The organism is Rhodobacter viridis (assembly GCF_003217355.1).
Classification (GTDB): Bacteria; Pseudomonadota; Alphaproteobacteria; order Rhodobacterales; family Rhodobacteraceae; genus Rhodobacter; species Rhodobacter viridis.
In genome coordinates, this window is sequence record NZ_QJTK01000008.1 from 32406 (window position 1) to 51672 (window position 19267).

The 19267-nt window shown below is 66.8% G+C and carries 21 protein-coding genes and 1 riboswitch; of the genes, 12 read left to right on the top strand and 9 right to left on the bottom strand.

Annotation, left to right across the window (positions count from 1 at the left end; genetic code table 11):
- Positions 1–145 precede the first annotated feature (145 nt).
- From C8J30_RS19050 to C8J30_RS11235, 3 genes are all read left to right on the top strand, one after another.
- Positions 146–1102: a hypothetical protein gene (locus C8J30_RS19050; RefSeq protein ID WP_245909784.1), complete on the top strand. Its 957-nt coding sequence runs from the start codon at positions 146–148 to the stop codon at positions 1100–1102.
- A 71-nt stretch (positions 1103–1173) separates the two neighbouring features.
- Positions 1174–1614, top strand: a complete 441-nt coding sequence (locus C8J30_RS11230) for a hypothetical protein (protein ID WP_146227898.1) — start codon at positions 1174–1176, stop codon at positions 1612–1614.
- Positions 1611–2234: a helix-turn-helix transcriptional regulator gene (locus C8J30_RS11235; protein WP_245909786.1), complete on the top strand. Its 624-nt coding sequence runs from the start codon at positions 1611–1613 to the stop codon at positions 2232–2234. Before C8J30_RS11230 ends, C8J30_RS11235 begins: the two co-directional genes overlap by 4 nt.
- 6 nt (positions 2235–2240) lie before the next feature.
- On the opposite strand, the gene C8J30_RS11240 is transcribed toward C8J30_RS11235, so the two are convergent.
- From C8J30_RS11240 to C8J30_RS11250, 3 genes are read right to left on the bottom strand one after another with little or no spacing between them, the layout of a single operon-like run.
- Positions 2241–2750: a GbsR/MarR family transcriptional regulator gene (locus tag C8J30_RS11240; protein ID WP_110805948.1), complete on the bottom strand. Its 510-nt coding sequence runs from the start codon at positions 2748–2750 to the stop codon at positions 2241–2243.
- A 10-nt stretch (positions 2751–2760) separates the two neighbouring features.
- Entirely contained in the window at positions 2761–3759 is a 999-nt protein-coding gene (locus tag C8J30_RS11245; protein WP_245909788.1) for an aldose epimerase family protein, read from the bottom strand.
- Between the two features lie 53 nt (positions 3760–3812).
- Complete coding sequence (locus C8J30_RS11250; RefSeq protein WP_394341933.1) at positions 3813–4763, bottom strand: zinc ABC transporter substrate-binding protein; 951 nt, start codon at positions 4761–4763, stop codon at positions 3813–3815.
- A gap of 80 nt (positions 4764–4843) precedes the next feature.
- Here C8J30_RS11250 and C8J30_RS11255 point away from each other — a divergent pair, with 80 nt between their 5' ends.
- The 3 genes from C8J30_RS11255 to C8J30_RS11265 are packed head-to-tail and all read left to right on the top strand — an operon-like array spanning position 4844 to position 6934.
- Positions 4844–5347 carry a Fur family transcriptional regulator gene (locus C8J30_RS11255; protein WP_110805949.1) on the top strand — a complete coding sequence of 168 codons (504 nt, stop codon included), beginning with the start codon at positions 4844–4846 and terminating at the stop codon, positions 5345–5347.
- Positions 5348–5349: 2 nt separating this feature from the next.
- Entirely contained in the window at positions 5350–6156 is an 807-nt protein-coding gene (locus C8J30_RS11260) for a metal ABC transporter ATP-binding protein (protein WP_110805950.1), read from the top strand.
- The gene (locus tag C8J30_RS11265; RefSeq protein ID WP_110806056.1) at positions 6149–6934 is read left to right on the top strand and encodes a metal ABC transporter permease; all 786 of its coding nucleotides are present in this window, start codon (positions 6149–6151) and stop codon (positions 6932–6934) included. Before C8J30_RS11260 ends, C8J30_RS11265 begins: the two co-directional genes overlap by 8 nt.
- Positions 6935–6963: 29 nt before the next feature.
- Here C8J30_RS11265 and C8J30_RS11270 read toward each other — a convergent pair whose 3' ends face one another.
- Positions 6964–7911 (bottom strand): 1-phosphofructokinase family hexose kinase, encoded by a 948-nt coding sequence (locus C8J30_RS11270; protein ID WP_110805951.1) that lies wholly within the window; start codon positions 7909–7911, stop codon positions 6964–6966.
- Positions 7912–8055: 144 nt separating this feature from the next.
- Between C8J30_RS11270 and C8J30_RS11275 the strand changes: the two genes are divergently transcribed.
- Positions 8056–8265: a hypothetical protein gene (locus C8J30_RS11275; RefSeq protein ID WP_110805952.1), complete on the top strand. Its 210-nt coding sequence runs from the start codon at positions 8056–8058 to the stop codon at positions 8263–8265.
- 13 nt (positions 8266–8278) lie between these two features.
- Positions 8279–9268 (top strand): DUF6976 family protein, encoded by a 990-nt coding sequence (locus C8J30_RS11280; protein WP_110805953.1) that lies wholly within the window; start codon positions 8279–8281, stop codon positions 9266–9268.
- 108 nt (positions 9269–9376) lie between these two features.
- Here C8J30_RS11280 and C8J30_RS11285 read toward each other — a convergent pair whose 3' ends face one another.
- A complete protein-coding gene (locus tag C8J30_RS11285) occupies positions 9377–9781 on the bottom strand; it encodes a metallopeptidase family protein (RefSeq protein WP_110805954.1) in 405 nt (134 codons plus the stop codon).
- A 100-nt stretch (positions 9782–9881) separates the two neighbouring features.
- Between C8J30_RS11285 and gltX the strand changes: the two genes are divergently transcribed.
- The 4 genes from gltX to gcvP all read left to right on the top strand — a co-directional run bounded on the left by gltX (position 9882) and on the right by gcvP (position 15939).
- Positions 9882–11210 (top strand): glutamate--tRNA ligase, encoded by a 1329-nt coding sequence (gltX, locus tag C8J30_RS11290; RefSeq protein ID WP_110805955.1) that lies wholly within the window; start codon positions 9882–9884, stop codon positions 11208–11210.
- A gap of 172 nt (positions 11211–11382) precedes the next feature.
- Positions 11383–11473, top strand: a riboswitch (glycine riboswitch).
- Between the two features lie 136 nt (positions 11474–11609).
- Entirely contained in the window at positions 11610–12719 is a 1110-nt protein-coding gene (gene gcvT / locus C8J30_RS11295) for a glycine cleavage system aminomethyltransferase GcvT (protein ID WP_110805956.1), read from the top strand.
- 15 nt (positions 12720–12734) lie between these two features.
- Positions 12735–13091, top strand: a complete 357-nt coding sequence (gene gcvH, locus C8J30_RS11300; RefSeq protein ID WP_181420858.1) for a glycine cleavage system protein GcvH — start codon at positions 12735–12737, stop codon at positions 13089–13091.
- Between the two features lie 13 nt (positions 13092–13104).
- Complete coding sequence (gene gcvP, locus C8J30_RS11305) at positions 13105–15939, top strand: aminomethyl-transferring glycine dehydrogenase (protein WP_110805958.1); 2835 nt, start codon at positions 13105–13107, stop codon at positions 15937–15939.
- A gap of 63 nt (positions 15940–16002) precedes the next feature.
- Here gcvP and C8J30_RS11310 read toward each other — a convergent pair whose 3' ends face one another.
- Genes C8J30_RS11310 through proC form a run of 4 tightly spaced genes read right to left on the bottom strand, consistent with a single transcriptional unit; the run spans position 16003 to position 19267 of the window.
- Complete coding sequence (locus tag C8J30_RS11310) at positions 16003–17121, bottom strand: beta-ketoacyl-ACP synthase III (protein WP_110805959.1); 1119 nt, start codon at positions 17119–17121, stop codon at positions 16003–16005.
- Between the two features lie 57 nt (positions 17122–17178).
- Positions 17179–18120, bottom strand: coding sequence for a 2-hydroxyacid dehydrogenase (locus C8J30_RS11315; protein ID WP_110805960.1), 942 nt, complete (start codon positions 18118–18120; stop codon positions 17179–17181).
- Positions 18120–18458: a tRNA-binding protein gene (locus C8J30_RS11320; protein WP_110805961.1), complete on the bottom strand. Its 339-nt coding sequence runs from the start codon at positions 18456–18458 to the stop codon at positions 18120–18122. Before C8J30_RS11320 ends, C8J30_RS11315 begins: the two co-directional genes overlap by 1 nt.
- Complete coding sequence (gene proC / locus C8J30_RS11325) at positions 18455–19267, bottom strand: pyrroline-5-carboxylate reductase (RefSeq protein ID WP_110805962.1); 813 nt, start codon at positions 19265–19267, stop codon at positions 18455–18457. The genes C8J30_RS11320 and proC overlap by 4 nt, the downstream gene beginning before the upstream one ends.

Here is a 19267-nt window from a genome sequence, read left to right on the forward strand (position 1 = left end):
GGTTTATGCCCCCGCTTCGCACGAAGTTTAGGGGGCTAAACCGCAGGCAAATGGCTATCCTGCTTTGGTTGGGTCCCACTGCACCATGCCCGGCGGCATGTGTCGGAGTTCGGGCGTAAACCAATCATAGGAAGCGGAGAGTTTCATGCGCAGAGACTACCTGACGAGCGTTGCGATCGGCCTTGCGCTGGTTGCGCTCGGGGCGCGGGCCGAGGCCCGTGCGCTTGACGTGCCGAACTGGTCCGAACCCGCCCGTGCGACGCTCGCGCAGGCCGGGGGAGGGCTGTTGCTTCTTGCCGATGCCGGAGATGCGTCCGGCGACGGCTCTGACGGTTTGGGCGACGGGTCCGAGGGTGGCTCGGATGACGGCTCCGAGGGTGGCTCGGATGACGGCTCCGACGGTGGTTCGGACGACGGCTCCGACGGTGGTTCGGATGACGGCTCCGAGGGTGGCTCGGATGACGGCTCCGACGGTGGTTCGGACGACGGCTCCGACGGTGGTTCGGATGACGGGTCCGACGGTGGCTCGGATGACGGGTCCGACGGTGGTTCGGATGACGGCTCCGACGGTGGCTCGGATGATGGCTCCGACGGTGGTATGGACGACGGTGGCACTGGCGATGATGGCTCGACCGATGACGGCCCGGGCGACGATGGCGGCCCGACGGACGACGGCGGCTCCACCGATGACGGCGCGACGGACGATGGCGGCCCGTCCGACGATGGCGGCGCGACCGACGATGGCAATACGCCCCCCGATGATGGCTCTTATCCCGACGACGGTGTCATCACGATCGATGATCCGATCGACTTCCCGAACGATGGCCCGATCGTCGATGATCCCACCCCGCCCGATGTCGTCACTGGCGATCCGATGCCGGGCGGTGTCTTCGATCCGGATCTGGGCGATATCCAGACGATGACCGGCGGGGGGCAAATCGACATGACCACGACGGACATGAGCACGACGGACATGAGCGCGACGGATGCAACCTCCGGGGCGACCTCGGGTGTCGAAGCCCATGCCAATCCCAACGGGTCTGGCGCTGACTGGGGCCGCGACGGCTGCAAATCGTTCTTCGATCGTGGCAATTGCGATTGATCCTGTCAAACTGGACAGGGGGCCGTCCGGGCTCCCTGTCGACCGAGCCCCGATCGGGGCGGGAGGAACCCATGGGACACGTCCGATCCCTCATGCTGATCGCGGCCTTGCTGGCGCCGCTGCCGGTGCTGAAGCCGTTGCCCGCGCTGGCCGTCGAGGCCGATGATGTCGTGGCGCAGTTGCGTGCGCAGGGCTTCAAGCAGATCAACGTCAGTCGCACCTTTCTTGGGCGCGTGAAGATCGAGGCGCAAGCCCCCGCAGTGCATCGGGAAATCGTTCTGAACCCGAAGACGGGCGAGATCTTGCGCGACTACACGGATGCACATGACAGCGACAACCGCTACGCCGGGTCGGACCGCTCCACGGCCCTCGGGAGCACGACGGCGGGCAGTGGCCTGACGGGCGCGACCGATGTCGGGACGGCAAGCGCGGTCGGTGCCGGGATCTCTTCCGGCGCGGTGGGGGGCGTCGGCGTGGGCGATGCAACGGCCTCTCCGGGAGGAAGCGAGTGATCCCCCCTCTGCGCGGCGCTCCCGGCGCGAATTTCGACCGAGCCCGGCCGCCTGCGCGGGTCCGGCTGCGCTGGGTCTGGACCTTGGCCCTGTTTCTGTTCCAGCTCGTCTGTGCCGCGGTCTTTCTGACCGACATGCTGTCGTCGCTCTTTGATTTCCGCGCGACCCCGATCAGCTGGTCGGCGCGCGAAATGCTTGAACTGGGCGCGGCCTGCGGGCTTCTGGGCGGGCTTGGCCTCGCGGCCTGGCTTCTGGCCGATGCGGTGCGTTCGCGGCATCTGGCGGAGGATCGGCTGCGCCGCGTCGCGGGCGATTTCGGCGCGCTTCTGCAGGAGCGTTTCACCGAATGGGGCCTGACCGCGGCCGAGCGCGACGTGGCGCTGTTCGTGATAAAGGGCTTCACCACGTGCGAGATTGCCGGGTTGCGCAAGACTTCGGAAGGCACGGTGAAGGCGCAGACGGCCGCGATCTATCGCAAGGCAGAGGTGATGGGACGCTCGCAGCTGCTGTCGCTGTTCATCGACGAATTGCTGGTCGGTCTGCCGGGGCCGGAGCGCAGCCCGGCCGAGCCGCCGATCCCTTTTGCCGACCGCGCCGAGCGGCTGCGCGAGCGGCGCTGAGGGGGCTCACTTCTCGCGGTTGTGCTTTTTCTTCGCCTTCTTCTCGATCCGGTCGGCGCCCATCAGCTGCATCAGCTCGGCCGGATCGCGGCGCATCAGCTTGGAAAACCACTGCGAGGCCGCCCCGGCCATCTCGGCCAGATCCTGCATCCGCGCGTCGTCCTCGGCATTGGCGAGCGTCGTCATCCGATCGACGAGGGGCGCGATCTCGCGCCGGTGCCGTTCCGCGAGACCCGCGCGCAACAGCGCCCAGGGGTTCGGATCTGCCACGAAGAAATCGCGCCGCAGCCCGGGTTTGCGGCTGACCTGCACCAGCCCCGCCTGCCGCAATTCCTTCAGCGCCACCGAGACATTCGAGCGCGAGAGGCCCAGCCCCGTCGCCAGATCCTCGGCCGAGGGGGTGTCGGTCGCGCGCCAGATCACGGCCAGGCATTGCCCGGCGGCGCGGCTCAGGCCGAAGGCGGTGGCCAGATCGGCAAAGAGCTGCGTCAGCTCCGAAGGGGCGGGTGCGGTCATGGGGCCTCGTTCACTCAGCTGGCGCGCGCGTCAGATGCACAAGATTACGTTGGCGCCAAGGGGTTGCGGGTGCAAGCAGGATCGACGGGAAATCATCGTGCCGCGGCGCATCGGGCCAAAGCTGCGGCTCGAGCGCCACGCCCGCATGGGCGGCATAAGGCGCTCCCATCAGCCCGGGGAAGGGGCCGGAGTTGAGCGCCCGCCCATCATAGACCTGCAGTCCCGGCGCGTCGGTGTGCAGATCGAGCGTCACGCCTTTCGCGCCACTCAGCCGCGCCGCCGGGCGCATCCCGGTGCCGCTCAGGCAGAAGTTGTGATCGACGGGCGGCAGATCGGGCAGCGCGCGGGGGCGGCGCAGATCAAGGTCAAGGTCCTCGACCGGCACCGGCGGCAGCGGCAGGTTCTCGGCATCGGTCGGCAGGACATGATCGGCCGCGACCGACAACCGGTGCCCCGCCGTCGTTGCCGTGCCATCCAGATTCCAATAGGGGTGATGGGCGAGGTTCATCAGCGTCAGCGCATCACTTTCGGCCGAAAGCGTGATCTCGAGCGTCGCCGGCGGGCGTAGCGCAAACCGGGCGCGGATCACCCGATTGCCGGGCAGCGCCGCCGCGCCATGCGGCAGAGCGAGGCGCAGCACCACCGCCGCTTCGGAGGCGTCTTCGATCGTCCAGACCTGCTGCGAGATCCCCTCGGCGCCCGAATGCAGCAGGTTCGCGCCGTCATTCGGCTCTGCCTGCCACAGCTGGCCCTCAAGCGTCACCTGCGCGCGGAAGAGCCTGTTCGCCACCGGCCCGACCACCGCGCCGCACCAATGCAGGCGCTGTTCGTAAGCGCCGAGCAGGTCCGAGCCCAGCACCAGCGGCCAGGGCGTGCCGGCCAGCCGCAGATCCTGCAAGGTCGCGCCAAGGGTCAGAACACGCGCGGTGACTTCGCCCGCGCGGAGCGTGATCACCTCGACCGTCTGGCCAAGGGAAGTGGTGCCGAAGCGGCGGATCGTCGATGTCATGGGGCCTCCCGCGTGGCGATACTCCAGCACGGAAGGCCCAAAAGAACAAGGGATTACGGCGCCAGACAGTCGTGCATCGCGCGGGCAAGGCCCGCCAGCACGTCTTCATAAAGCGCAGGCCCGTAGGTCAGGCTCGACCCCTCGGGGTCGAGCGGCGCGCCGCGTTTCACCCCGGTCCCTTCAAGCAGGATGTCGATCTGCTTCGGATCGTGGTTCGCCTCGGGGAAGGCGCAGACGATGGATTGCGCGGCCAGCCCGCCCCGCAGCTCGGCCAGATGCGCCGCGCCCGGATCGGCGGCATCGCCCATCGACACGGCACCGGCCGCGCTCAGCCCGTAATGGGCGGTGAAATAGCCATAGGCGTCGTGGAAGGTGACGAAGGGGCGGCCCTTCAGCGGCGCCAGATCCGCCATCAGCTTCGCATCGAGCATCGCGATCCGCATCCGCGCCTGCGCTGCGTTGGCGATATAGGTGGCGGCATGTTCCGGGTCGCGCCGCGCCAGTTCCGAGCCGATCAGCGTCAGCCAGGTCTCGGCATTCACCGGCGCGAGCCAGGCGTGCGGGTCGAGGCCCTCGTGGTGATGCTCGTCGCCTTCGGCCGCGTCATGGTCCTCGTGCTCATGGTCATGCCCGCCGACATGCGGTCTGCCGCCAAAGTCCTGCACCCAGGTGCCGGGCGCATCGAGCAGCGTCACCGCCGTGCCGCGCCCCTGCAGCCCGTCGATCGCGCGATCAAGCCAGGGCGTCATCTCGGGGCCGACCCAAAGCACCAGATCGGCGTCCTGCAGCGCCGCCGCCTGACTGGGCTTGAGCTGATAGGAATGCGCATTCCCGCCCTGTTCGAGCAGGACCGAGGGGGCGCCCAGATCGCCCATCACCATTGCCGCGAGCGATTGCACTGGCGGAATGTCGGTCACCACCGTCGGCACCTCGGCCAGGGCGGGCAGGGGGAGCAGCAGCAGCAGGGCGGCCAGAGCGGATCGGTTCGCGGGTGTCTTCATCATGTCCTCGGCAAGGCTTGCGGGTCGGGAGGCGGTTCTCTATGTTATGAGATAACAAGTCAAGCGAAATGTGATAGAGTAACATGAGTGGCGAAAAAGATCCGGGCTGCGCCTTTGCGCATCATGACCATGCGCATTGTGCGGGCGATACGCTGGCGCGGGCCGAGGCGGAGACGGTGCGGCGCGGGCTGCGCTTCACCCCGGTGCGCAAGCGGGTGCTGCAGATCCTGCTCGAGGCGCATCGGGCGATGGGGGCCTATGAGGTGCTCGATCGCCTTGCGGCCGAGGGCTTTGGCAATCAGCCGCCCGTGGCCTATCGCGCGCTGGAATTTCTGGTCGAGGCGGGTCTGGCGCATCGGGTGCAGGGGCTGAATGCCTTTGCCGCCTGCATGCATCCGGGCGAGGTCCATGCGCCGGTCTTCCTGATCTGCCGTGACTGCGATGCCGTGGCAGAGGCGGCGGCCGCGCCGGTGCGGGTGGCCCTGGACGAGGTCGCGGGGGCGCTTGGCTTTGCCATCGAACGCGCCAGCTTCGAGGCGGTGGGCCTGTGCCCCGCCTGCCATGCGCGTTCTGAAGGTCGGGCCTGAACATGCTGATTAGGGCTGAAAATCTTTCGGTGCGCCATGGCGAAGCGGTGGTGCTGGCGGGGGTGGATTTCACCCTTGCCCCGGGCGAGATCGTCACTGTTGTCGGGCCGAATGGTTCGGGGAAATCGACGCTGATCCGCGCGCTGATCGGGCTCGAGCCCGCCGCGACGGGCACTGTGACCCGCGCGCCCGGGCTGCGCATCGGCTACGTGCCGCAGAAGCTTCACATCGATGCAGGTCTGCCGATGAGTGTGCGCCGGTTCCTGTCGCTACCCAAGCGCGTCAGCGATGCGCAGGCCGAGGCGGCGCTGGCCCGGGTCGGCGTGCCGGGGCTTGGGCCGCGCCCGCTCGCTAGGCTGTCGGGCGGGCAGTTCCAGCGCGTTCTGCTGGCCCGCGCGCTCTTGGGCGCTCCGCAGGTGCTGATCCTTGACGAGCCGACGCAGGGGCTGGATCAACCCGGCACCGCCGCCTTTTACCGACTGATCGACGAGGTCCGGGCCGAGACCGGCGCCGCGGTGCTGATGGTCAGCCACGATCTGCATGTGGTGATGGCGGCCTCGGATCGGGTGGTCTGCCTCAATGGCCATGTCTGCTGCGAGGGCACGCCCAAGGTGGTGTCCGCCGCGCCGGAATATCGCGCGCTTTTCGGGCTGGGCACCGGCGGGGCCTTTGCGCTTTACCGCCATGTCCACGACCATGACCACGAAGGCGACGAGGGCCACGGCCACGATCCCGCCGCGCCGCACAGGGCACATCCGCATGGCACGCACGCGCATGTGCATGGACCGGAGTGCCGCCACGATGCTTGACGATTTCCTGATCCGCGCGGCGCTTGCGGGGGTGGGGCTGACGCTGGCCACCGGCCCCCTGGGGTCTTTCGTGATCTGGCGGCGCATGGCCTATTTCGGCGATGCGACGGCGCATGCGGCGATCCTTGGCGTCGCGCTCGCCTATGGCTTTGGCGTCTCGGTCTATCTTGGCACGCTCACGGTGGCGCTCGCCATGGCGCTGACGGTGGCGAGCCTTTCGGGCCGTGGCCATGCGATGGATACGGTTCTGGGTGTGCTCGCCCATTCGGCGCTCGCCTTCGGGCTCGTCGCGGCCTCGTTCTTTTCGGGGCTCAGGGTCGATCTCTCGGCCTTTCTCTTTGGCGACATTCTGGCGGTCAGCCGGGCCGATCTTGCCGTGATCTGGGGCGGCGCGGGGCTGGTCGCCGCGGTTCTGATCTGGCGCTGGCAGGGGCTTTTGACCGCCACGGTGAACGAGGAACTGGCGCAGGCCTCGGGTCTGAACCCGCGGGCCGAGCGGCTGGTGCTGACGGTCTCGCTGGCGCTGACGGTGGCGGTGGCGATCAAGATCGTCGGCGCGCTGCTGATCGCGGCGCTGCTGATCGTGCCTGCCGCGGCGGCCCGGCAACTGGCCCGCGGCCCCGAGACGATGGCGCTCGGCGCCACCGCGATCGGCGCCTTGGCGGTGCTGGGCGGGTTGCAGGCCTCGCTCACCTGGGACACGCCCGCAGGCCCGTCGATCGTGGCGGTGGCGGCGGCGATCTTTGCGCTGTCGCTCGTCTTGCGGCGCAGGGCCTAGGTTGGAAAGGGGGGCCGTGCCCCCCCGTTTCAGATCTTTTCGAGGCTCGACGCGCGCAGCAGCCGTTTCACATCGGCGCGCGTGCAAAGGTCGGTGGCGGGCGTCATCACGGCCGCCGCCGCCGCCGCCGCGCCCCAGCGCAGCGCCTCGGGCAGGGTAAGCCCGCGACCAAGGCTCAGCGTGAAAGCGGCCACGAAACTGTCGCCCGCGCCGACTTTCGACACCACCTTGTCGGGAATGGCCTGCGCCACCCAGCGTTCGCTCTCGGTTGCGAGCACGTTGCCATCGGCACCGCGGGCCACGACGACCGCCCGCGCGATGCCGCGTTTCACCAATTCCTGCGCAAAATCGGCGCTGTCGACGCGGGTGGGCAGGGCGCGGCCTGCCAGATCCTCGGCCTCGAGGTCATCCATGCGCAGCACGTCGACCGGCTTCGCCCCCGCGGTCAGCAGTTGGTGCAGCGCCTTGCCCGAGGTGTCCAGAAAGAACCGCGCCCGCGTGCGCGAGATCTTCGTCGCCAGTCGTGCCGGGAAATCATCGGGCACGCCCGGCGGCTGACTGCCCGAAAGCACGACGATGCCGTTTTCCGGCGCCGCTTTCGCGATCCGGTCCAGCACCTTCGTCACGTCGCTCGTCGACCAGGTCGGCCCGGGCATGACGAAGCGGTATTGCTCGCCCGTCGCCGCATCGGTGACGGTCAGGCTTTGCCGCGTCTCGCCCGGCGCGGGGAAGGGGGCAAGGCCGATCCCCTGTTCGGCCAGAAGATGCATGACCTTGTCGCCGGTCGGCCCGCCAAGCGCCACGAAGGCGGTGGAATGCCCGCCCAAGGCCGAGATCGCGCGGCTGACGTTCAGCCCGCCGCCGCCCGGATCGGTCTCGGGGCGCGAGCAGCGCAACTTGCGCTCGGGCGCGACCTGATCGGCATGGATCGACAGATCGACGGTGGGGTTCAGGGTGACGGTCAAAATGGCAGTCATTCCGGGCCTTTCCTGCGGCCAGATTGCGGCCGGTTCTGGGTCTTCGGCGCTAACATCGCAGGTTCGTGAGCAGGGTGGAAGGGTGGAAACCGGACTTTAACGCATTGCTGGTGTGATCTCTGCGAAATCCTGAGGAGGAGAATCATGATTCCGGATCTATCCGACCCTCGCTGGAAGCGGGTGCTCACCAGCAATTCCGATCTGTCGGCGGCTTCGCTTGCGACACGCATCCTGATCTCGCGGCTGCGCCGCGAAGTTGCGGAGGCGCCGGCGGCGCTGACCGGCAAGATCGGGGAGTTGCGGGACTTCGTGTCGAAGAATCCCTTCGCCCTTGCTGACGCTGCCAAATTCTGAACGGAGACGACCGATGAAGAACGAAATGCTCACGGTCGCGGAAGCGGCCAAACGGATCGAAGCGGGTGACGTGATGGTCATCGCCGGTGACGAAACGCTTTTGGCGCAACTGCCGCGCGGGTCGTGGATCGGCGGCACCACCGTCTATTTCGTCACCGAAACCGGCGGGGCCGTCGTGCGCGACCGGCTCTTTTGCACCACCATCTCGAAGGCCACGGGCGCCAGCCCGCGCCATCTGTGGGTGGACGAACTGCCCCGCATCGCCGAAGGCTACAAGTCCGGCGGCATCACCATGATCATGATCCCGGCCTTTTCGGTCGCGCATTCGCAATTCGCGGTCGACGGGCAGACCTATCCGGGCCTTTTCGATCAGCCGCTCGCGGGCTGGATCACCGGCGTGCATCTCGATGACATCGGCAAGAAATCCCCGAAGGTCTACGACGGCGCCACCGGCAAGGGTCATGACGAGGGCGCGGTTCTGCTGCATGTCGCGCTGCCCGAGGGCGTGTCGATCGATCTCGACATCCTCAACATCTTCGCGCAGGGCGATGACGCGAAGCTGACCTTCACCTTCCACGACGGCGGCTTCACGGCGAAGACTGCGACGGTGAACGGCGCCGAGGTCGATCTGGCCAGCTACATCACCGAAAACGGCATCGACACCCGTCTGCCGCTGGTTGCGAACTACGCGGGCGCGCTGGTCAACGTCTCGATCCAGTCGGTCGATGTCGCGGCGGGCGAGGTGAAGTTCTACGCGCCGGTCGTGGCCGGGGTGGAGTATCGCATGGCGAATGCGCTGGGCTCCTATTCGCAGGCCTTCGCGCAGGGCGCAGGCGATGCGGGCGCGGGGCAATATTCCTGCAACTGCATCCTGAACTACCTTTATGGCGAGCTGGAAGGCCAGCGCACTGGCGGCTTTACCGGTCCGGTCACCTTCGGCGAAATCGCCTATATCCTGCTCAACCAGACTCTGGTGCGCATGGATATCACCGACGCCGCCTGAGCAGGTCGCAAGCACTCCCGGGGTGGGTACCCCGCCCCGGATGATTTGTCGCTTCGCGGATAGCCCGGTTCGTCTCTCCGGGCCGGGTTCGCTTTTCTGTCGCGGGGGTCACTCCCACCAGCGGTCGATGCTGGCGATGTCGTCGTCGGACCAGCCGAAATGATGCGCAAGTTCGTGCACGAAGACATGCGCGACAAGCGCATCGAGCGCCACATCCCCGCGACCGACCCATTCGTCCAGGATCGCGCGGCGGAAGAGCCAGATCACATCGGGCCCGGACGGGTCGAAGACCGATTTCTGCGTCAGCGGCACGCCCTCGTAAAGCCCGGTCAGCTCGAACGGATCCTCGATCTCCATCTCGTCAAGCACCGCATCGGGGGCGAAATCCTCGACCCGCAGCACCACCTCGGCCGCCGGGCCGCGGAATTGCACCGGCAGGGCAGCGCGGGCGGCCTCGGCCATCGCTTCGATTTCGGCAAGGCTCGGCGCCTCGCGGCCTTTCCAGAGGGTCATGGTCACGGCTCCTTCATCCCTGTCGGCGCAGGGTTTGCCCTGCCAGATATGGACAAAAGCTCCCGCCTGTGAAAGAGCAGAAGACCTACAGGAGAGCCCGATGACCGTCGTTACCCGCTTCGCCCCCTCGCCGACCGGCTACATCCATGTCGGCAACCTGCGCACCGCGCTGATGAACTACCTCGTCGCCCGCAAGGCTGGCGGCACCTTCATTCTGCGCATCGACGATACCGATCAGGAACGCTCGAAGCAGGAATATGTGGATGCGCTGAAGGCGGATCTGGAATGGCTCGGCCTGACCTGGGACCGCGAGGAACGCCAGTCGCTGCGTTTCGACCGCTATGAGGCCGCGGCGGAGAGCCTGCGCGGGGTGGGGCGGTTCTACGAATGCTTCGAAAGCCCGACCGAACTGGACCTGAAGCGCAAGAAATTGCTGAACATGCACAAGCCCCCGGTCTATGACCGCGCGGCGCTGAAGCTGACCGCCGCCGACAAGGAGCGCTTCCGCGAGGAAGGCCGCGACGGCTACTGGCGCTTCCTGCTGAACCAGACCCGGATCGAATGGCACGATGGCATCATTGGCGACATTTCGATCGACGCGGCTTCGGTCTCGGACCCGGTGCTGATCAAGGCCGATGGGCAGGTGCTGTACACCTTTGCCTCGTCGGTGGACGACATCCAGATGGGCGTGACGCACATCGTGCGCGGCGCCGACCACGTCACGAACACCGCGACGCAGATCCAGATCATGGAAGCGCTGGGGGGCACGCCGCCGAGCTTCGCGCACCATTCGCTGCTGACCGGCGCGAAGGGCGAGGAGCTGTCGAAGCGTCTGGGTACGCTGTCGATCCGCGATCTGCGGGCGAATGGCATCGCCCCGGAGGCGCTGCTGAGCCTGATGGCGCGGCTTGGCTCGAGCCAGCCGGTCGAGTTGCGGATGAGCCTCGACGAGATCGCCGAGGGCTTCGATCTGAGCCAGTTCGGCGCGGCGCCGACGAAATTCGACCCCGAAGATCTGATCCCGTTGACCCGCGCGCGCAACCAGCATCTGCCGTTCGAAAAGGTGGAGGACGAGATCCGTCATCTGGGCATCCCGCCGCATCTGGCACGCGATTTCTGGGCGGTGGCCTCGAAGAACATCGACAAGCTCTCGGATCTGGCGCATTGGGCCGAGTTGGTGATCGAGGGCGCCGAGGCGGTGATCGACCCGGAAGATGCCGAGTTCATCGCCGTCGCGCTGGCGCTTCTGCCCGACATGCCTTTTGCCAAGGATACCTGGTCCACCTGGACCGCCGCGGTGAAGGACGCCACCGGCCGCAAGGGCAAGGGGCTCTTCATGCCGCTGCGCAAGGCCTTGACCGGTCAGGCGCATGGGCCGGAGATGGCCGATCTGATGCCGCTGATGCAGAAGGTCCGCGCCAAGGGCTGAGCGCTGGGGGCGCTGCCCCCAGACCCCCGAGATATTTGTGGCAAGATAAACGAGGGGCCGGTTTTCCGGCCCTTTTTTGTTGCCCGGGTGTGAGGGTGTCGGATTTTCGCGCGAAAGCGTCGGATTTGTTTTTCCCTCTTGCCAGACTGTCGCAGGACGGGCTAGATCAGGGGTGTCAGGATCGGGAGACACTGGCCGCAAGGTCAGGGCCGAAGGAGCAACCGCCCCGGTAAACTCTCAGGCAAAAGGACCGTTCTGACAAAGAACTCTGGAGAGTGACCCCGAAACGGGTCCGCCGAAGGGATAACGATCTCAGGCGCCGACAGGCAGGGACAGGGGGGGCATCGAGCGGGCGAAAGCCCAGGGATTCGGTGCCGGGTTTCCGGCTTGGGGGATGCGATGGCCGGGGATACGGGCTTGAAGCGCACGGCGCTTTGCAATCTGCATGTGGAATTGGGGGCGAAGATGGTCCCCTTTGCGGGCTGGGATATGCCCGTGCAATATCCGATGGGGGTGCTCAAGGAGCATCTGCACACCCGCGCCGCGGCGGGGCTGTTTGACGTCAGCCACATGGGGCAGGTGATCCTGCCGGTGGCCGCGATTGCGGCGCTTGAGGCGCTGGTGCCGGTCGATATCGCCGGGCTCGGGCTGAACCGGCAGCGTTATGCGATGTTCACCAATGACGCGGGGGGCATCCTGGACGATCTGATGGTGGCGAACCGCGGCGATCATCTGTTTCTGGTCGTCAATGCCGCCTGCGCCGAGGCCGACATCGCGCATTTGCGCGCGCATGTGCCGGGGGTGACCGTGGTCGCGTGCCGCGGGCTTCTGGCGCTGCAGGGGCCGCAGGCCGAGGCGGCTTTGGCGCGGCTTCTGCCCGGTGTCACCGCGATGCGGTTCATGGACACCGCGACCTTCCTGTGGGAGGGGGCCGATCTCTGGGTCTCGCGCTCTGGCTATACCGGCGAGGATGGCTTTGAAATCTCGGTGCCCGAAGGCGTGATCGAGGGGTTCGCCCGCGCGCTTCTGGCGATGCCCGAGGTGGCGCCGATCGGTCTTGGCGCGCGCGACAGCCTGCGGCTCGAGGCCGGGATGCCGCTTTACGGCCATGACATCGACACCGAAACCACGCCGGTCGAGGCGGGGCTGGCCTGGGCGATCCAGAAGGCCCGCCGCAGCGGTGGCGGCCGCGAAGGCGGTTTTCCGGGCGCCGCGCGCATCCTGCGCGAGCTGACCGAAGGCCCCGCCCGCAAACGCATCGGCCTGCGCCCCGAGGGCCGGGCGCCGATGCGCGAAGGTGTTGAAATTTATGCCGAAGCGACGGGCGGCAGCCCGATTGGCCGGGTCACCTCGGGTGGCTTTGGCCCCTCGATCGACGGCCCGATGGCGATGGCCTATCTGCCCGCGACCCTCGCCCCCGGTGCCACCGTCTACGGCGAGGTCCGCGGCAAGCGGCTGCCCGCCCGCATTACCGACCTGCCTTTCCACCCCACCAGCTACAAACGATAGGAGCCAACGATGCCGATCCGTTACACCCCCGAACACGAATGGCTGCGCGTCGAGGGCGACCTTGTCGTTGTCGGCATCACCGAACATGCCAGCGAACAGCTGGGCGATGTCGTCTTTGTCGAACTGCCCGAGGTCGGCCGCAAGGTCGAAAAGGGCGACGAGGTCTCGGTGATCGAATCGGTCAAGGCCGCCTCCGACATTCTGGCGCCGCTCGCGGGCGAGATTGTCGAAGTGAACGAGGCCCTGCCGGAGACCCCGGCGCTGGTGAATGAAAAGCCGATGCAGGCCTGGTTCTTCAAGATGAAGGTGGCGAACCTGGCGGCGGTCGACGACTACATGTCGGAAGGCGCCTACGAGGATTTCATCGGATAAATCGAGCAAGATCATGAGCTTCACCCCCACCGATTACGACCCTTACGATTTCGCCAACCGCCGCCACATCGGGCCGAGCCCGTCCGAGATGGCGGAGATGCTCAAGGTGGTGGGGGTGCCCAGCCTCGACGCGCTGATCGACGAGACGGTGCCGCAGGCGATCCGGCAGGCCAAGCCGCTCAGCTGGCCGCCGATGACCGAGCACGAGCTGCACGACAAGCTGCGCGAGGTGCAAAAGAAGAATGCGGTGATGACCTCGCTGATCGGGCAGGGCTATTACGGCACCGCGACGCCGCCCGCGATCCAGCGCAACGTGCTGGAAAACCCGGCCTGGTATACCGCCTACACCCCCTATCAGCCGGAAATCGCGCAGGGCCGCTTGGAAGCGCTGCTGAACTATCAGACCATGGTCGCCGATCTGACCGGACTGCCGGTGGCGAATGCCTCGCTTCTGGATGAGGCCACCGCAGCGGCCGAGGCGATGATGATGGCGGAACGCTCGGCCAAGTCGAAGGCGCGGGCGTTCTTTGTGGACCTGAACCTGCATCCGCAGACGGTGGCGGTGCTCGAAACCCGGGCCGCGCCGTTCGGCATCGAGATCGTCAAGGGCCAGCCCGACGAGCTGGTGCCCGATGCGGTTTTCGGGGCGATTTTCCAGTATCCGGGCACCTATGGCCATGTCCGCGACTTCACCGATTACATCGCGATGCTGCATGCGGCGGGGGCGATTGCGGTGGTGGCGACGGATCTGCTGGCGCTGTGTCTGCTGAAGGAACCGGGCGCGATGGGGGCCGATATTGCGGTCGGCTCGGCGCAGCGCTTTGGCGTGCCGATGGGCTTTGGTGGCCCGCATGCCGCCTTCATGTCCTGCCGCGACAGTCTCAAGCGCACGATGCCGGGGCGGATCGTCGGTGTCTCGATCGATGCGCGGGGCAACAAGGCCTACCGGCTGTCGCTGCAAACGCGCGAACAGCATATCCGCCGCGAAAAGGCCACGTCGAACGTCTGCACGGCGCAGGCGCTTTTGGCGGTGATCGCCAGTTTCTATGCCGTCTTCCACGGGCCGAAGGGGCTGCGCGCGATTGCCGAGCGGGTGCATCTGAATGCGGTCCGCGTGCGCGATGCGCTGGTCGCCGCCGGGGCCGATGTGGCGCCGCAGGCGTTTTTCGACACGATCACCGTGCGGGTGGGCGTGGGGCAGCAGGGCATCATGGCCGCCGCGCGCCAGCATGGCATCAACCTGCGCAAGGTGGGCGAAGGGCGTGTCGGCATCTCGATTGACGAACTGACGGACGAGGATGTGCTGGTGCGTCTGCTCGACAGTTTCGGCATCAAATCCGTGCCGCCGATGGGCGACGCCCTTGGGTTCCCGGCGGAAATGGCGCGCGAAACCGACTATCTGACGCATCCGGTCTTTCACATGAACCGCGCCGAGTCGGAGATGATGCGCTACATGCGTCGCCTGTCTGACCGCGATCTGGCGCTGGATCGGGCGATGATCCCCTTGGGGTCGTGCACGATGAAGCTGAATGCCGCGGCGGAAATGGCGCCGCTGACCTGGCATCGCTACAACTCGCTGCACCCCTTCGTTCCCGCCGATCAGGCGGGCGGCTATGCCGAGATGATCGAGGATCTGACGGCGAAGCTGTGCGAAATCACCGGCTATGATGCGTTTTCGATGCAGCCCAATTCCGGGGCGCAGGGCGAATATGCCGGGCTGATGACGATCGCCGCCTATCACCGCGCGCGGGGGCAGGGGGAGCGCGATATCTGTCTGATCCCGGTCTCGGCGCATGGCACCAACCCGGCCTCGGCGGCGATGGCGGGGATGAAGGTGGTCGTGGTCAAATCCGCGCCGAATGGCGATGTGGATCTGGAAGATTTCGCAGACAAGGCGGCCGCGGCGGGCGATCGGCTCGCGGCCTGCATGATCACCTATCCCTCGACCCACGGCGTGTTCGAAGAGACGGTGAAGGAGATCTGCGCGATCACCCATCGCCATGGCGGGCAGGTCTACATGGACGGCGCGAATATGAACGCGCTGGTCGGGCTGGTGAAGCCGGGTGAATGCGGCTCGGACGTGAGCCACCTCAACCTGCACAAGACCTTTGCCATTCCGCATGGCGGTGGCGGCCCCGGCATGGGGCCGATCGGCGTCAAGGCGCATCTGGCGCCCTATCTGCCGGGCCATGTCGAGACCGACGGACGCGAGGGGGCGGTCTCGGCCGCGCCCTATGGCTCGGCGTCGATCCTGCTGATTTCCTGGGCCTATTGCCTGATGATGGGGGGCGAGGGGCTGGCGCAGGCGACGCGGGTGGCGATCCTCAATGCCAACTACATCGCGGCGCGGCTGAAATCCGAATATCCGATCCTGTTCATGGGTAACCGGGGGCGGGTGGCGCATGAATGCATTCTGGACACCCGGCCCTTTGCCGAGGTCGGCGTCAGTGTCGATGATATCGCCAAGCGGTTGATCGACAACGGGTTCCATGCGCCAACGATGTCCTGGCCGGTGGCGGGCACTCTGATGGTCGAGCCCACGGAAAGCGAGACCAAGGCCGAGATCGACCGCTTCATCACCGCGATGCTGGCCATTCGCGAAGAGGTCCGCGACGTGGCCGAGGGCCGGATTTCGGCAGAGGACAGCCCGCTGCATCACGCCCCGCATACGGTCGAGGATCTGGTGGCCGAGTGGGACCGGAAATACAGCCGCGAGCAGGGCTGCTTCCCGCCGGGCGCCTTCCGGGTTGACAAATACTGGCCGCCGGTGGGGCGCGTCGACAACGTCTATGGCGACCGCAATCTGGTCTGCACCTGCCCGCCGGTGGAGGCTTGGGCGGCAGAGTAAAACGGCCGGTTCGGGCGGAAAAGGAAAGGTCGTGCCTGTCCTGATCCGCCCGACGACGCCGTTTCAGAACCGCTCGACGATCACCGAGCCGACCGAATAGCCCGCGCCGAAGGAGCAGATCAGCCCCCGCTCGCCCGGGGCCATGTCGTCCGAGAACCGGTCAAAGGCGATGATCGACCCGGCCGAGGATGTATTCGCAAACTCTTGCAGGATGTTCGGCTGTTCCCCGGGCAAGGGGTCGCGCCCCAGCACCTTGCGGCCGATGAAATCGTTCATCGTCTTGTTCGCCTGATGCAGCCAGAGCCGTTTCAGATCGCTGGCCGCCACGCCCTCGGTTTCCAGATGATGCAGGATATGCGCCGACACCAGCGGCAGCACTTCCTTGAAGACCTTGCGGCCCTCCTGCATGAACTGCATGTCGCGCCGATCGCTCAGCCCATCAGGCCGGGTCCGGCGCAGAAACCCGTTGTTGTTGCGGATGTTGTTGGAAAACTCGGTCGCGCATTTCACGGAGCGGATTGCAAATCCGTGGCGCGCATCTTCCTGCCGTTCGATCAGCACCGCCGTCGCCACATCGCCGAAGATGAAATGGCAATCGCGGTCGCGCCACTCGAGATGCCCCGAGGTGATCTCGGGGTTCACCACCAGCGCCCGGCGCACCGAGCCCGCGCGGATCATATCGGCGGCGGCCTGAATCCCGAAGGTGGCCGAAGAACAGGCGACGTTCATGTCGAAGGCGAAGCCGGTCGCGCCCAGAAGCTTCTGGATCTCGATGGCAACAGCCGGATAGGCGCGCTCCATGTTGGAGGCCGCACAGATCACCAGATCGACCTCCGCCCCCGTGCGCCCGGCTTTCGCCAGCGCCTTTTGGCAGGCATCGACGGCCATTTCCGCCATGATCCCGGGCTCGTCATCCGAGCGCTGCCGCAGCGCCGGATACATCCGGTCGGGGTCGAGAACGCCTTTGCGATCCATCACATAGCGGTTCTCGATCCCCGAGGCCTTGAGGATGAACTCGGAGGAGGAATGCTCGATCGGGCTCAACTCGCCTTCGGCGATCCGGTCGGCATGCTCGGCGTTGAACCGATCGGCGAAGGCGTTGAAGGCGGCCACAAGGTCGTCGTTCGAAATCGCATCGGGCGGCACGAAGACGCCGGTTGCGGTGATGGCTGGCTGATACATGAAAGCTCCCCCAGGGTCGGGGTCAAATTCCGACTGCGCGGCGCCGTCGTCAAGCCTTCAAACGGGGTTTGGCAGCGGGATGCCGTCACGGAAAGCACGCAGATTGGCGACCGCCATCATCCCCATCGCGTCGCGGACCTCCTCGGTCGCGGTGCCCAGATGCGGCAGGAGCGTGACATTTTCAAGCGCGATCAGGGCAGGGGGGACGCTTGGCTCGCGTTCATAGACATCAAGCCCGGCGCCACCGATGCGACCCGCGGTCAGGGCCTCGATCAGCGCGGCCTCGTCCACCACATCGCCGCGCGCGACATTGATCAGATGGGCATGTGGCGCCATCAGCGCCAGTTCCGCCGCGCCGATCATGTGCCGCGTCTCGGGCGTTGCGGGCACCGCCAGAACGACGAAATCGACCGAGGCGAGCAGATCGCGCAGTGCCGCGGGCCGGGCCGGGAAATCCAGGGTTTTCGGGCTGCGCGAGGCATAGATGACCTGCATCCCGAAGCCGTAATGGGCGCGTTTCGCCACCGCTTGCCCGATCCGGCCCATGCCGATGACCCCCAGCCGCTTGCCGGTGACATGCGCCCCCAGCATCTGCGTTGGTGCCCAACCAGTCCAATCGCCGCGGCGCAGCATCCGCTCGCCTTCCGAGGCGCGGCGGGCTGACATCAGCAGCAGCGTCATTGCAATATCGGCCGTCGCATCGGTGACGGCGCCCGGCGTGTTGGTGACGGCAAGCCCCGCGGCCTTCGCGGCCGCGACGTCGATATGGTTCACGCCAACACCGAAATTCGCGAGCAATTTCGCGCGGATGGGGCCGCTGAAGGCCTCGGCCCGCAGCGCATCGCCGAGCGTCGGCAGGATCGCGTCATAAGTGGCAAGGGCGTCCTGCGCCTCGGACAGCGCCATCGGCGCGTCGTGGGTGCGGAACTCGGCATCGAACTCCTCACGCAGGATCGTCTCGACCCGCCGCGTCAGCGCCCGCGTCACCAGAACCCGCATCAAAAGAGCTTTCCGCCCAGCGGTACGTCATGGCCCGGGCCGATCAGCACCACGGCGCCGGTTTCATCGGGCAGGCCCAGCACCAGAGCTTCGGAGCGGAACGGCCCGATCTGGCGCGGCGGGAAGTTCACGACGCCCAGAACCTGACGGCCGAGCAGCGTTTCCGGGGTGTAGTGGACGGTGATCTGCACCGAGGATTTCTTCACGCCGATCTCGGGGCCGTAATCGACCCAGACCTTGAAGGCGGGCTTGCGCGCCTCGGGGAAGGGCTGCACGTCGATGACGCGGCCAACGCGGATGTCGACCTTGGCGAAGTCGTCGTAAGTGATCTCGCTCATTTGCCCAGTTCCCGCCCGCGGTCGGCCGCGGCCTTGACCGCGCGCTTCAAAAGCCCCGGAAAGCCGGTCTCAGGCTCCATCAGATGCGCGAGCGCCGCTGCCGTCGTGCCGCCCGGCGAGGTGACATTGATGCGCAATTGCGCAGGGCTTTCCGCAGCGTCTTCGGCCAGTTGCCCGGCGCCGCCGACGGTTGCCTTGGCCAGCTTCATCGCCAGATCGGCGGGAAGCCCCTCGGCCTCGCCCGCCGCCGCCAGCGTCTCGATCAGATGAAAGACATAGGCCGGGCCGGAGCCGGAAAGGGCGGTGACCGCATCCATCTGATGCTCACCCTCAAGCCGCACGACCTGACCCACGGCCGAAAGCAGCCCCTCGGCAAGGTCCAGATGCGCTTGCGTCGCCACCCCATTGCCGCAGATCGCGGTGATGCCGCGGCCAATGGCGGCGGGCGTGTTCGGCATCGCCCGCACGACCGGGGTGGAAGTCCCCAGAATCGCAGCATATTTCGAAAGCGTCGTACCCGCGGCGACGGTGACGAAAAGCGTCTTGCCGCCTCCCATCGCCTGCAGACCGGGTAGGGCCTCGGCCATCATCTGCGGCTTCACGGCCACCAGAACCACCGCAGGCGCCGCGGGCAGGGCACCATTCAGCGCCACGCCCGAGGCTTTCAGCCAATCGCTCGGAAACGGTTCGACCACATGCACGGCGGCGGGCTTCAACCCCTGCCGCAGCCAGCCCGACAAGAGTGCCGAGCCCATCTTGCCACAGCCCAGAAGCACCAGCCCCCGCGCCTCGATGTCGGTGAAATCCAT

Bases quoted from the DNA above. Each gene is read 5' to 3' on its own strand.
- proC (WP_110805962.1), bottom strand. From the start codon at position 19,267: ATGGATTTCACCGACATCGAGGCGCGGGGGCTGGTGCTTCTGGGCTGT.
- gcvP (WP_110805958.1), top strand. From the start codon at position 13,105: ATGAGCTTCACCCCCACCGATTACGACCCTTACGATTTCGCCAACCGC.
- C8J30_RS11275 (WP_110805952.1), top strand. From the start codon at position 8,056: ATGATTCCGGATCTATCCGACCCTCGCTGGAAGCGGGTGCTCACCAGC.
- C8J30_RS11240 (WP_110805948.1), bottom strand. From the start codon at position 2,750: ATGACCGCACCCGCCCCTTCGGAGCTGACGCAGCTCTTTGCCGATCTG.
- C8J30_RS11280 (WP_110805953.1), top strand. From the start codon at position 8,279: ATGAAGAACGAAATGCTCACGGTCGCGGAAGCGGCCAAACGGATCGAA.
- C8J30_RS11250 (WP_394341933.1), bottom strand. From the start codon at position 4,763: ATGATGAAGACACCCGCGAACCGATCCGCTCTGGCCGCCCTGCTGCTG.
- C8J30_RS11320 (WP_110805961.1), bottom strand. From the start codon at position 18,458: ATGAGCGAGATCACTTACGACGACTTCGCCAAGGTCGACATCCGCGTT.
- C8J30_RS19050 (WP_245909784.1), top strand. From the start codon at position 146: ATGCGCAGAGACTACCTGACGAGCGTTGCGATCGGCCTTGCGCTGGTT.
- C8J30_RS11245 (WP_245909788.1), bottom strand. From the start codon at position 3,759: ATGACATCGACGATCCGCCGCTTCGGCACCACTTCCCTTGGCCAGACG.
- C8J30_RS11265 (WP_110806056.1), top strand. From the start codon at position 6,149: ATGCTTGACGATTTCCTGATCCGCGCGGCGCTTGCGGGGGTGGGGCTG.
- gcvT (WP_110805956.1), top strand. From the start codon at position 11,610: ATGGCCGGGGATACGGGCTTGAAGCGCACGGCGCTTTGCAATCTGCAT.
- C8J30_RS11230 (WP_146227898.1), top strand. From the start codon at position 1,174: ATGGGACACGTCCGATCCCTCATGCTGATCGCGGCCTTGCTGGCGCCG.
- C8J30_RS11255 (WP_110805949.1), top strand. From the start codon at position 4,844: ATGAGTGGCGAAAAAGATCCGGGCTGCGCCTTTGCGCATCATGACCAT.
- gltX (WP_110805955.1), top strand. From the start codon at position 9,882: ATGACCGTCGTTACCCGCTTCGCCCCCTCGCCGACCGGCTACATCCAT.
- C8J30_RS11315 (WP_110805960.1), bottom strand. From the start codon at position 18,120: ATGCGGGTTCTGGTGACGCGGGCGCTGACGCGGCGGGTCGAGACGATC.
- C8J30_RS11285 (WP_110805954.1), bottom strand. From the start codon at position 9,781: ATGACCCTCTGGAAAGGCCGCGAGGCGCCGAGCCTTGCCGAAATCGAA.
- C8J30_RS11270 (WP_110805951.1), bottom strand. From the start codon at position 7,911: ATGACTGCCATTTTGACCGTCACCCTGAACCCCACCGTCGATCTGTCG.
- C8J30_RS11310 (WP_110805959.1), bottom strand. From the start codon at position 17,121: ATGTATCAGCCAGCCATCACCGCAACCGGCGTCTTCGTGCCGCCCGAT.
- C8J30_RS11260 (WP_110805950.1), top strand. From the start codon at position 5,350: ATGCTGATTAGGGCTGAAAATCTTTCGGTGCGCCATGGCGAAGCGGTG.